Source organism: Gordonibacter sp. RACS_AR68, assembly GCF_030418485.1.
In the GTDB taxonomy this organism is placed as follows: domain Bacteria; phylum Actinomycetota; class Coriobacteriia; order Coriobacteriales; family Eggerthellaceae; genus Gordonibacter; species Gordonibacter urolithinfaciens.
This window is the reverse complement of sequence record NZ_JAIPUP010000004.1, coordinates 197,742-210,618: the sequence shown is the minus strand read 5'-3', so window position 1 is coordinate 210,618 and position 12,877 is coordinate 197,742. Positions and strand designations below refer to the sequence as shown.

Genomic DNA, 12,877 nt, shown 5'->3' with positions numbered 1-12,877 from the left:
TGGCGGCGCCGCGTCGGTCGGCCGCGGGCCGGAGAACGATTTCTCGACAGTCTTGCCGCACCTCCCGCAGAACGAGCAGAACGCTCCACAGCTCCCCATGTGCTTTCACCTCCCTCGTCAGCAGGGATGCGCGTCCGCCGCCCTGCGCCGGGCCCGCATCCCGTCACCGTAAGCCGTGCCGGCCGATCCCCTTACGGGACGAGGATCGCGGCTTTCTTGCCCTTGGCCGCGAGCTTGGCGGCGCATTCCTCGATCGTGCCGATCTCCAGGCACTTGGCCTGGCAGGACTGCACGCATGCGGGCAGCTTGCCGGCGGCGGTGCGCTCCTCGCACATATCGCACAGCTCGCCGGGCAGGGCGATGTAGTCCCAATGCCAGGTGCCGTCGGCGTGCTGGCGGGGCTTGTCCTCCAGCACCTTGATGCCCCAGTCGTCTATGCCGCATTCGATCTCGTTGCGGCAGGCCACCTCGCAGCTGTGGCAGCCGGAGCAGAACTCGTAATCGATGTACAGGGCCTTCTGCGTCATTTTCACTACCTCCTTTTCGTCTTGTCGGTTAGCCTTGCTGCGTCTCGTCGGTGGGACGCCACACCTGCTGGTAGGTGAACTCGGCCTGGCGGCTGGGTTCCAGGAAGATGCCGGTGCTGTCCGGGTCGTTCGGGCCCCCTTCTCCCTCGACCTTCTTGAGCGAGCAGATCATCTGCTTGAACGTGTTGCCGAAGCCCATGACGCCGTTCACGCTGTTGGGCATGAGCACGTTGATGTTCGACTTCCAGTTGCCGAACAGGTTCGGCTCCTCGCCGTCCTCCTCGGGGTACCACCAGCCGTGCATGGCATGGCACACGCCCTCCTTGATGGTGGGCACCACGTGGGCGCGCTGGCGCACGGCGCCGTAGGGCGAGGCGATCTCCACCCAGTCGTCCTCCTCGATGCCGAGGCGCGCGGCGTCGGCGGGGTTGAGGTCGATCTGCGGGTACGGCGTGATCTGGCGGAGGCTCGGGACCTGCTTGTGCTCGGAGTGGAAGAACTCCTGCCGGCGGGCGCCTGTGGTGAGGATGTAAGGGTACTTCTCCATGAGCTCGGGCGTGCGCTCGGGGCCGTAGGCCGGGTCCTCGTAGTAGGGCAGGGGGTTCTCGCCGAACTGCTCGTACATGTAGGAGTACAGCTCCACGCGGCCGGTGCTCGTGGGGAAGCCCACCTGGCCGTCGGGGCGCAGCTTGCCCACCTCGTACTTGTAGTACGGCTCGTTGGACATGACCGTGACCTTCTCGCGCAGCTCCTCGTAGGGCAGCCACGAGCGCATGACGTGGAAGTTGTCGTAGTCGGTCTGCGTCTCGAAGCGGTTCCAGAAGTCGGGGTACATCTTCTTGCCCACGGCCATCATGGCCTCTACGTCGGACTTGCATTCGCCCACCTGCACGCACTTGTTCTGAGCGCCGTAGAACGACGAGTTCAGGCCGTAGTGCGTGACCACCATGCCGTCGTGCTCGACGGTGGTGGCGATGGGCAGGAACACGTCGCAGCAGGCCATGGTAGTGGGGTTCATGAACAGGTCGGCGGCGCAGCAGAAGTCAAGCTTCTTCAGCGCCTCGTACCAGCGCTGCGGCTCGGCGGATATGGCGGTGCCGATGGGGTTCGACGAGATGAAGTGCGCCATGTGTATCTTGTAGGGCTTCTCGGTCTCGAGCGCCTTCAGGAACTCGTCGGGCATGACGGTCCATAGAATGGAGCCCATAGCCGGGTACTTGTCGATGCCGATGCGACGGCCCCAAGTCTCCTCGGTCATGATGCCGTTCTTGAAGGCCAGCTCCAGCGTGGAATCGGTGGCGTCGTCCACCTTCTCGTCGGCCGAGATGGAGCCGCCGTCGCGCACGACGTTGCCCTGGTCGTCGCCCATGCCGAGCGTGGTGCCGCCGGGCGCGTCGATGAAGCCGGTGATGGCCATGAGCGCGATGAGGCACTGGCCGAGCTGGGTGCCGTTGGGGTTCTCGTCCACGGCGAGGCCCCAGGCCACGCTGCTGGGCTTGGCGTTGCCGTACAGGCGGGCGGCGCGCCAGATCTGCTCCTCGGGCACGCCGCAGATCTCGGCGGCCTTCGCAGGCGGCATGTCCTGCACGCGCTCGACGAGCTGCTCGTAGCCGTAGCACCACTTGTCGATGAAGTCGTGGTCCACGAGGTCGTCGTGTGCCATGACGTAGATGAAGGCCATGGCCAGCGCCGTGTCGGTGCCGGGGCGCAGCTGCAGCACTTCCTCGGAGCGCGTGCCGAGCCAGGTCACGCGCGGGTCGACGCAGATGAGCTTCGTGCCGAACTGCCGCACCATCTCGATGACGGCGTGGCCGTACAGGCCGTCCGGGTTGGAGCGCAGCGGCTCCTTGCCCCAGATGAGGATACACTCGGGGGCCACCCAGCCCTCGTGCTCGTAGCGGTCCTCGAACTTCTGGGCGTAGTCGATCTCGGGGTAGCCGCCGCCGATCATGAACGCGGTGTTCGTCATGCGCGGGCCGTAGCACGACCAGCCGGCCTGGGCGTACACGGAGTTCGGCGTGCCGAACACGAGGTTGGCCCACTGCGGGTACCAGTTGTTGCCCTCGCGGCCCGTACCGCCGAACACGCAGATGGCCTCGGCGCCGTACTGCTCCGTGATCCTCTTGGCGTTGTCGGCGATGAGGTCGGTGGCCTCGTCCCAGGTGCACTGCTCCCACTTGTCCTTGCCGCGGTCCTCGCGGGCGCGCTTCAGCGGGTGCGTGATGCGGTCGGGATGGTAGATGTACTCCGGCAGCGCCAGGCAGCGCGTGCAGAGCGACCCCTTGGTGATGGGGTGCTCCGGATCGCCCTCCACCTTCACCACCTTGCCGTCCTTGACGTGCACCTGCAAACCGCATCCCACCGGATGGCATCCCGGAGGCGACCACGCGCAGGTCCTGAAGATGGTCTCCTCGCCCTCTTGCCGCTTCCACTCGGTCATGTGCTTCTCCTCTCACTCGTCTGCAAAACGATGGAACGCACGAAGTTCGATTTCTCCTCGGTGCGCCTTCATTGTGCGGGCGGCCGCCCGCCGCGAGTAGCCGCCGAAAATGTGCGGGATGACAAATGGAATTTGACAGCGGGGGAGGGGTGGGGATATCACCCAAGCTCTTCTGGGTGAGGCTTTCGGGATCGCTGACTTGATTGCGCAGAAGGGGTCGCGTTACGGTGTGATGCGGCTGCTTCAGGAGAAGGGCCTTGAAAACGTAAGGAGCAAGGCATTACGCGCCTAGAGGCGCGTAATCCTTCATGCCTGAAACTGGGGAACCGTTGCGGTCGGGGGGACCGGGCTTTCTTCCAGCGTACTATCATTCGGGGTACGGCGATGGCTGTGCGCATCGTCAAGCGGGTGTATGAAACCGTCAACGGGGGTGACTGTTTTCATGGATCGGGAAGGGTTGAAAGGGGCTTCTTCCGAGGCCAAGCGCCGGAAGAAGAAAAACGAGTGGCTGTTCGTCAATCCCTATCTCGTGGCTGGCGTAGTGGGGGCGTCATTTTGCTTCGCCTGGTTCTTCTCGGTCCTTACCACGAGCGACTTCGTGGCTGGTCCGGGAGGAACGTCCTTCGGCAGCAGTTTGCTGCACCCGGTTTTCGTGGCCGCCCTCCTTTGCGCCTATGCCTCCCTTTGGTTGCTGTCGAACCGGCTTCAGACCCATCGCGTTGCCCTGGCCGTCATGGCGCTCGTATGCGGAGCGGCTCCTCTCCTCGGCATTTTCGCCGGGACCTTCCCGGCGCTCGGCCTTGCGGCGGCCGCGCTGTCCGGTGTGGGCGTGGCCGTCCTTGCGACGCTGTGGGTGGAGTTCGTCTGCGTGCTCATGAAAGTGCAGATAAGGGCAGCCGTCGCCTCGATGCTGGCGCTGTCCTTCCTCTGGTATGCCGGGACCGTTTTCATCGATGGGCGCTTCGTGCCGTATGCCATCATGTTCTACGCCCTTGCCTCCGTGTCAACGTACCTCTTCCTTCAGGTGCGCTTCTCGTTGACGGACGATCTCCCTGCGATCGACGCCGCGGAGTCCGACGAGAGGCTGCAGATAACATGGAAGCCCTCCCTGCTCACCGTGATGGGGTCGGTAGCCCAGGGCTTCGCTCTGTATTGGCTGCTTACGCCCGAAGTGCACACCTTCGGAGTGTCGGCTGCCATCCAAGGGGGATCGCTGGCGGTGCTTGCACTGCTGCTGGTCGATTCGCGCAGGTCGTTCTTCCTCAAGGAGTCCTTTATCAGGAGGATGTTCCTCCCGGTGCTCGCGGCCTGCATCCTGCCGTTGTTCTTCCTGCCGAAGACCTTATGGGCGGGACCGTGCGTCTTGGCGTTCCTGTTCTCGCTGCTGCCGTATTCCAGCGCCCTATTCGCGACCTGCGAGCATATCGTGCGGTGCGACCTTTCCTCGATGAGGACGTTCGGCTGGGCGCGGCTGTTCTCATCGGCAGGGTTGCTGCTGGGGCTTTCGGCGGGCTGGCTGGCGTTCTCGACCGAGGTGCTCGGCTCGGTCACGCTGCCGGTCATGGTAGTGGTCGTGGTCATGTTTTTCATTTTGGTGTCTGAGACCATCAGCAAGCAGAGCTATTATCCCGGCGAGTCACAGGAGTCCGAGCGGCGCATCGTCATCGGCCCTCGCGGCGAGATGATGCTGGAGGCAAGCTGCGAGGATGCCGAATCCGGCGTGAGGTTCTTCCATCTCAAGTGCGATGCGGTGGCAAAGCAGTGCGGCCTGTCGAAACGCCAGACCGAAGTGCTCCATATGCTGGCCAAGGGCCGCAATGCCGAGTATGTGCAGAAGCAGCTCTTCATCTCCCCTCATACGGCCAAGGCTCATATTTACAACATCTACCGGAAGACAGGGGCCCATTCCCGGCAGGATCTGATGGACCTCGTAGAGAAGGCCGTCGTCGATGAAGACGCCTCGGCCGGGTTGTCTTAACGCGGCATCAGGGGGGTGTTCATGATGCATGAGGCAAAGGGAATGTTGGCGGTGGGGTCGACGAGGCTCGGCCTCGACGTGCTCGTAGGCTTCGCGGGGCTCGCTTCGCTCGTCGCGTCAATCGTGGCCCTCTTCGTGATCGCGCCGGGGGTGTCGCCGGGCGGTGCGAGCCCGGTTGCGATACGGGCGGTATGCGCGCTCGCCCTTGCCGCAGCCAGCCTGGTCGTGGGCCTCGCCGCACATGCCATCGTCCTGCACAGGTGCCGGGCGCTTGCGGTCGCCGCGCTGGCGGGGATCGCCTTCGCAGGCGCCGCGCTGCTTGCGCCGTCGCTGCCGGAGAGGCTCGCACTCCTCGCCTATGCGGCGACTGCCGTGGGAACAGCCGCGCTCGCGTCCCTCTGGTTCTGCTTCGTCTGCGTGCGTCCGCACAAGTCCACTCCCCTGTTCGTTTCCTCTGCGGTTGCCGCGGGGCTCGCCATCTGCCTGGTGGAAGGCAGCTTGCTGGTCGAGGCGGCGCGCATTGCCGTCGTGCTCGTGCTGGCGGTCTCGGTTGCCTGCATGCTCGTGCTGGCGAAGGCGAAGCCCGAGGGCGTTCTCCCCGAGCCAGTCGGCAACCGCGAGTCGGACAAACGGTCGAAAATTCTCAAGACATCGGCGCTCATGCTTTCCATCAGCAATTTCGAGTTCGGGTTCGTGGCGAGCACGGCGTCAAGCGATTTCGAGCGCGCGGCATGCCTGGCGTCTGCGGCGATGGCTGCTCTCGTGCTGGCGGTGAGCTTCGCCCGCAAGGGCCTGGTGAACGAGCGGAGCCTGTCCCCTTTGACCCCACCCTTGACGATAGGGGCCTTCCTGTCCGCGTACCTGTTCGGGGAGGCGCTGCGCGTGCCCTCGCTCTGCGTGCTCTCCGCGCTGTGCACGGTATACCTCTCGTTCGGCATCGCCGCAGTGGCCGAGCACGTGCGCCTCTCTCATCTCTCGGCGCCTCGAGCTCATGGAAAGGCGCGGGCGCTCGATTACCTCGGCATGGCAGTCGGCTTCATGGTCGGGTACATCGTTGCCGTGGCAGCCGCTTCCGACACGGTGCTGGCCGCGCAGATGACCGCTGCCATAGCCGTGGCCTACAGCTTCATCGCCGCGTTCTGCCATAAAGCGCGCTTTCCCGAGGAGGGCATGGAGGGAGGCTTGGGCGCGCCCGAGGCGAAGGGCCTTTGGAAGAAACGCTGCCGGGTGGTGGGCGAGCAGTGCGATCTTTCGGAACGGCAGTTCGAGGTGCTGATGCTCGTGGCCCAGGGTAGGAATGCCAAGTATATCGAGCAGGCATTGTCGATATCCCTGAGCACGGCGCAGACGCACATACGCAACATCTATCGCAAGACAGGCGTCCATTCGCGTCAAGAGCTGCTCGATCTCATAGAGGGCACGAAGCTCTACGGCGAAGAGTAACGGACCGTTTCCGCCTCGCTCCCTACGCAAGGCTTACCGGGAGCTGAAGGCACGTCCCCTCTACCTACCCGTTTTGCCCCGAGGCTTATTTTCCCCTGTTCTGCCTGATGGGCCATCGTCAAAAACAGGGTATCGGCACGAACACCAAGAACGCCACGATGACAACCGTGCCAGCACCACGCTATCCTCCCCGGCATCGGCGCCTCCCGGCGCCCTGTACGAGAAGGAGGAAGGACGTGGCCATGAGCGAAGACGAGTTCTACCAAAGAGCCGAGGCGGTCAAGCTCGATACGCTTTCAGACGTCAACGACATCGGCAAGCCGTGGCGATACGAGGAGGACGGCCTGACCGTTACCCGCACGAGTCCGTGGTCCCCGCCCGGATGCCATCCGGTGGGATGCGGTCTCAAGCTGTACGTGGACGATGGGGGCAGGCTCGTGCGAGTCGAGGGCGACGAGAACAACCCGGTGACCCAAGGGCGCCTGTGCCCCCGGTGCATAGCGCTCAAAGACTACATCTACAATCCGGCACGCCTTCTGCATCCCATGAAGCGCGATCCGAAGGAGCGCGGCAATGCCGATGCCTGGGAGCAGATTACCTGGGACGAGGCGTTCGACATCATCAAGAACGAGTACGACCGCATCACCGCCGCCTATGGACGCGAGTCCATCGTGGTGTTCGCCGGCACCGGACGCGAGGGCGGCACGTTCGCGCCGTATGGCACCATGTGCTTTGGAACGCCGAACTTCTGCTACACGCAGTCGGGTTACGCCTGCTACACCCCGCGTTTGGCGGCCATCGCCTACATCGCGGGCACGACGTACCCCGAATGGGACTACGCGGGCGCATTGCCGGGCCGTTGGGAGGACGAGCGCTACGAGCTGACCGAATGCCTGGTGGTATGGGGCAAGGCTCCGCTCGAGTCGAATCCGGACGGTTTTTTCGGCCATGCCGTCATCGACGCCATGCGCCGCGGCACGCGCCTCATCGTCATCGACCCGCGGGTGAACTGGCTTGCTACGCGCGCCGATATCCACCTGCAGCTGCGCGCCGGAACGGACACGGCCTTAGGGATGGCATGGCTGAACGTCATCATCAACGAGGACCTCTACGATCATGACTTCGTGGAGTACTGGTGCTACGGCTTCGACCAGCTGGCCGAGCGCGTGCAGGACATGCCGCCGGAGAAGGCTGCCGAGATCTGCGGCGTGCCCGTCGAGGACATCTGCGCCGCGGCTCGCATGTACGCCCAGGCCAAGCCCGCCGCCATCCAGTGGGGCCTAGCTGCCGACCAGAAGACCGACGGCATGCAGAACGGCCAGGTGACGGTTGACCTCATGGCCATCACGGGCAACCTGGACGTTCCCGGCGGGCAGATCCTGCCGGGTGCGGGAGCGGGGCACAACGAGTCGGGCTTCGGCTTCGAGAAGGGGGTGGGTGAGGAACTGCAAAAGAAGATGATCGGCTTGGAACAGTATCCCGCCTACTGCATGATCATCCTCAACGCCCACGCCGACCTCATGCTGCATGCATTGGAGACGGGCGACCCCTATCCCATCAAGATGGGATTCTATGCCGGGAACAACCTTATGAGCTGCACGTCCATGGAGCCGCAGCGCTGGCATGACGCAATCGTCAAGTCGCTGGAGTTCTGCATCGGCTTCGACACGTTCATGAACCCGTCCATCGAGGCGTCCTGCGACATCTTCCTGCCGCTGTCCACCGTGGCAGAGCGCGAGGGCACCGTGTTCACGCATTACGCGCCCTGCACGGTCACGGCCGGTTTCATGCACAAGGCCATAGAGGTGGGCGAGACCATGACCGACTTCGAGCTGTGCTACGAGTTGGGACGGCGTTTGCGTCCGGAGGTATGGGAAGACTTCGCGAATGCGAAGGAGTTCATGGAGGCGCTGCGCTTGGGAAAGAAGGAGGGCGGGGCGTACTTCGACAAGGTCTCGCAGAACGTGGTCTGCCAGATCCCCGTCGAGTACTACAAGTACGAACGCGGCCAGATGCGCCAAGACGGCCAGCCCGGCTTTGCCACGCCTACCGGGCGCGTGGAGCTGTGGTCGACGGCGTTCAACCAGTTCGGGGACGACCCGCTGCCATACTATCTGGAGCCGGAGTTCGGCCCCGCCGACACGGAGCTCATGAAGGAGTATCCGTTCATCCTCACCACCGGGGCGCGTACGACCGCGTTCTTCCATTCCGAGCACCGCCAGATAGCCTATCTGCGCGAGCTGAACCCCGACCCCATCGTGGAGATCAACCCGCAGGTTGCCCTGGACATGGGTATAGCCGATGGACAGTGGGTGCGCTTGCGAAGCCCCTTCGGCGAGTGCGTGGAGAAGGCGCGGGTCACGGAAACCGTCGACGAGAAGACCGTCCACGCGCAGCACGCGTGGTGGTTCCCCGAGGAGGACGGCAGCGAGCCGAACCTCTACGGCAATTTCCGCTCGAACATCAACAACCTGCTTCCCAACGACCACTACGGCAAGCTCGGCTTCGGGGCGCCGAACAAGTGCCTCGTCTGCAGCATCGAGCCCCTTGTCGAGAACTACGACACCGACATGAATCTCATCTGGGAAAAATTCGGAAAGCTGGTGTGACTTATGGCCGCATATGGACTTCTGATCGATTACGAGTACTGCACGAACTGCGGATCCTGCCAGGTGACGTGCAAGGAGGAGCACGGCTACCCGGTGGGGAAGACGGGCATCAGAGTACTTTCCGACGGACCGTGGAAGATAGACGGGAAGAGATGGAACTGGAATTACTTCCCGGTGCTCACCGACCTGTGCGACCTGTGCGCCGAGCGCACGGGGCGGGGGCGCGAGCCCTCGTGCGTGCACCATTGCCTGGCGAACGTCATCTCGTACGGTACGGTCGAGGAGCTCTCCAAGAAGCTCGATCGCAAGCCGAAGCAGTTCCTCATGGTGCCCCAGTACAACCCCCTCGAGGCGAAAGGCGCGTTCGTTTCCTCCAACAAGAGCGCGCACCGTGCGGCCCATATCGAGGTCCAAGGAACCGGGAAGGCCTCCTATGCCGTGCACCGTCACGATACCAAGGTCGGCGAGATTGACGAGACCGCGGTGCTCGAGGGGGAGCAGCCGCCCGCGGCTCGCGAATGAGAGCGGGGAAGGCAATGGAGCGCGCAAGCAGGGCGGGGAGAACCGCCTACATCAGGTACAAGGGAGGTGTGCTCGGCGAGGATCCGCTCGACGACCGATCCACGGGCGACCCCCTGGCCGTCGTGATCGGGACCATGCAGCTTCCACGGGGCGTGGAGGAGGCCGTGGCGGGCATGGAGGTAGGCGAGGCGCGGTTCATCGAGGTGCCGGCCGAGCTCGGTTACGGCGCGTACCAGGACAAGCTCGCGTCGTGGCATCTCAAAGGCATGGTGGAGCACGGCTACGACCTCAAAGCAGGGGACGTGGTCTTCTGGACCAACCCCGATGACGGAAGGCGCATGCCCGCGTGGGTGACGGAGGAAACCGCCGACATGGTAAAACTCGATTTCAACCACCCCTTCGCCGGCAAGACGCTCTCGTACTGGGTCGAGCTGGTTGACCTGAGGTAGGGCGAGGACGTTGTGCTATCCGTGCACACGATGCGGCAGGTGCGGAAAGTACCGCGAAGGCAGCCCCTTCTACGTTCCTCCCGCCACGATACCGTGCCTTGCGTGCGGCGGCGCGGTCGATACTGCGTCGGGGCGCTGCCCGGCGTGCGGCGCCCTTGCGTTCGCACCGAGCGGGACTCGGCGCGCCGCGGGCGAAAACCGTGGCGGCGCAGGGGGCGGGCTGGAGCTGCACCTGCCTTAACGAAGTGACGAAGAGGCTTATTTATCCGCGTTTCCCGAGGTCGGGCATCGTCAAGTTTGGGGTACGGGCCAAAACACCGAGAACGCCACGATGACGGGCGATTTCGGGCTGCGTATCCTTCGCGACATCGAAGACATCGGCCCGGGATGGTAAAGGAGGAGAGTACATGATTGACTACGAGGAGTTCTTGGACGGCATCGATCGCAAGGCGTACCACGAAGGGGAGGTGGAATGGGAGGAGGACGGCTGCACGGTCACGCGCACCTACAACTACAGCGCTCCCGGCTGCCACGACTCCTGCGGCGTCCTGCTGTACACCAAGGACGGCAAGCTGGAGAAGGTGGAGGGCGATCCGCTCGACCCGTACGCGAACGGGAAGCTGTGCATGCGCTGCCTGGACCTGGACGAGATGGTGAACCATCCCCAACGTCTGAAGTACCCCATGAGGCGCGCGGGCGAGCGCGGAGAGAACAAGTGGGAGCGCGTCTCGTGGGACGAGGCGCTCGACATGATCGATACCTACATTAAAGAGGAGATCGACGGCAAGGGCCTGGGCCGCGAATCCATTCTGGTGGGCCATGGCACGGGACGCAACATCAACTGGCAGGTCCCGTTCATTGCCGGGGCGTGCTTCCGCACGGCGAACGTGGGTGGCATCTATTTTTCGGGATGGTGGTGCTACATGCCGCGCGTGTGCGGCGCCGCCGGCCCCTTGGGCGACTACCCTATCGTCGACGCGTCCGAGACGTTGCCCGAGCGCTACGCCCATGGCGAGTGGGTGCGCCCCGACGTGCTGGTGGTTTGGGGCAACGAGCCTTTGAAATCGAACGGCGACGGCTACCTGGGCCATTGGCTGAACGTGTGCGTGCAGATGGGCACCAAGGTGGTCTCCATCGATCCTGTGCTCACTTGGTGGGGGGCGCGTGCCGAGCACTGGTTGAGGCCGCGACCCGGCACGGACTGCTGCATCGCGCTCGCGTGGCTCAACGTGATCATGGGCGAGGATCTGATCGACCATGAGTTCGTCGACAACTGGTGCGCCTACTACGACGAGCTCAAGGAGCACGTGCAGCAGTTCTCGCCCGCCTGGGCGGCGTCGATTACCGGCGTCCCCGAGGACGAGATCGTCGCAGCGGCGCGCCTCTACGCGAGCGCCGACCGCGGGGCCATACAATGGGGCCTCGTGTTCGATGCCGGCACAAGGTCGTCCATGCACTGGGTGGAGGCCGTATGCGATCTCATGGCCATCTGCGGAAACATCGAGAAACCCGGTACGCACGTGCTCGTGCACAACTCGTTCGACATCAACGCCGGCTACTCGTCGGTAGACCTCTACGCCGACCCGCAGGCTCTCGAGCGCAAGTTCCGCAAGTGGATGGTGGGCGACCAGGGGCTCGACTTCGTGGGCATGTCGAACTGCGATGCGATGGCCTCGGTGCTCGAGGAGGGCGAGGTTCCTGCAACGGGGGAGCCGTACCCCATCAAGATGCTGTGGGCGCAGAGCTGCAACGCGTTCGCCGGCCACGAAGGGCAGGTGCCGCGCGCCTACAAGTACATGAAGGAGATCCCCTTCATCGTGTACGCCGATCCGTTCGTCACGCCGACGATGGTCGCCATCGCCGACCTTGTCCTGCCGGTATCTATGTCGGTGGAGCGCGACTCGGCCCGTACCTGGTGGACGCCGTTGCGCGCCATGAAGAAGGTCACGAGCTTCTACGAGGCGAAATCCGATGAGGAGATAGCGCTTTGGCTTGGCCGCCGCTTGAATCCCGACTTGTTCGTGCGCTGGGAGTCTGCCGAGGACCTCATCAACGACTACCTGCTGACCGACCTCGCGGTCGTGGGGCCCGACGGCAAGGTGCAGAAGGCGAATTTCTCGGCCGCCACCGATGACAACTGGGGCCATACCTCCGTAGCCGAGGAGGGCGGCCCTTCCATCACCACGAAGTGCCCCTACACCTTCGACCAGCTGGTCGATGCAGGCGGCCATGCCTACGACGAGTGGAACGCGACTTATTTCAAACATGAGAAAGGGATGCTGCGCCCCGACGGCCAGGTTGGGTTCAACACGCCCTCCGGCCGCATCGAGCTGGTGCCGACCATCTTCCAATCGTGGGGCATTCCGCCGTACCCGGTGTACACGCCCGCTCCTGAGACTTGGGAGACCACGCCGGAGGTCATGGAGCGGCTCCCGTTCTACCTGATAAACGGTGCCCGCTCCTACGAGTTTTTCCATACGGAGCACCGCCAGGCACCTACGATGCGCGAGTTCCACCCCGAGCCGCGCGTGAAGGTGTCGCCCAAGACTGCCGCCGATTACGGCCTGCAGGACGGCGATTGGATATGGATGGAGAACGACGAGGGGCGTTGCAAGCAGATGGTCGAGGTGTTTGCCGGCATCCCCGACGACTGCCTCTCGGCCGAGCATGGTTGGTGGAAGCCCGAGGAGGAGGCGGCCGTGCCGCATCTGCATGGGTGCTTCGACTACAACGTGAACAACCTCACGCGCAACTTCCAATCCGGTCCCGGCGGCATCGGGTCGCCCATCAAGTGCACGCGCTGCCGTATCTACAAGGTAAAGGACGGCGACGTCATGCCCGGAGAGCAGATCACGCAGCTCGGTGGCTGGCGTGACGACTACCAGCCCATGCAAGCATAAGGAGGAAGC

At 63.9% G+C, this 12,877-nt stretch carries 8 protein-coding genes; 6 read left to right on the top strand and 2 right to left on the bottom strand.

From position 1 onward, the window contains the following. Window positions 1-191 precede the first annotated feature (191 nt). Both K9U15_RS10135 and K9U15_RS10130 read right to left on the bottom strand, forming a co-directional pair. A complete protein-coding gene (locus K9U15_RS10135) occupies window positions 192-527 on the bottom strand; it encodes a 4Fe-4S dicluster domain-containing protein (RefSeq protein ID WP_301154899.1) in 336 nt (111 codons plus the stop codon). A 28-nt stretch (window positions 528-555) separates the two neighbouring features. Next, window positions 556-2,967, bottom strand: a complete 2,412-nt coding sequence (locus K9U15_RS10130; RefSeq protein ID WP_301154898.1) for a molybdopterin-dependent oxidoreductase — start codon at window positions 2,965-2,967, stop codon at window positions 556-558. Between the two features lie 412 nt (window positions 2,968-3,379). Between K9U15_RS10130 and K9U15_RS10125 the strand changes: the two genes are divergently transcribed. The 6 genes from K9U15_RS10125 (at window position 3,380) to K9U15_RS10100 (ending at window position 12,868) form a co-directional block, all read left to right on the top strand. After that, entirely contained in the window at window positions 3,380-4,945 is a 1,566-nt protein-coding gene (locus tag K9U15_RS10125; RefSeq protein ID WP_301156034.1) for a response regulator transcription factor, read from the top strand. A gap of 21 nt (window positions 4,946-4,966) precedes the next feature. After that, window positions 4,967-6,388: a helix-turn-helix domain-containing protein gene (locus tag K9U15_RS10120; protein WP_301156033.1), complete on the top strand. Its 1,422-nt coding sequence runs from the start codon at window positions 4,967-4,969 to the stop codon at window positions 6,386-6,388. Between the two features lie 242 nt (window positions 6,389-6,630). Beyond that, window positions 6,631-8,997 carry a molybdopterin-dependent oxidoreductase gene (locus K9U15_RS10115; RefSeq protein ID WP_301156107.1) on the top strand — a complete coding sequence of 789 codons (2,367 nt, stop codon included), beginning with the start codon at window positions 6,631-6,633 and terminating at the stop codon, window positions 8,995-8,997. A 3-nt stretch (window positions 8,998-9,000) separates the two neighbouring features. Further along, a complete protein-coding gene (locus tag K9U15_RS10110) occupies window positions 9,001-9,519 on the top strand; it encodes an oxidoreductase (protein ID WP_301156032.1) in 519 nt (172 codons plus the stop codon). 14 nt (window positions 9,520-9,533) lie between these two features. After that, entirely contained in the window at window positions 9,534-9,968 is a 435-nt protein-coding gene (locus K9U15_RS10105; protein ID WP_301156030.1) for an FKBP-type peptidyl-prolyl cis-trans isomerase, read from the top strand. A gap of 407 nt (window positions 9,969-10,375) precedes the next feature. After that, complete coding sequence (locus K9U15_RS10100) at window positions 10,376-12,868, top strand: molybdopterin dinucleotide binding domain-containing protein (RefSeq protein ID WP_301156029.1); 2,493 nt, start codon at window positions 10,376-10,378, stop codon at window positions 12,866-12,868. The last annotated feature ends 9 nt before the right edge of the window (window positions 12,869-12,877 follow it).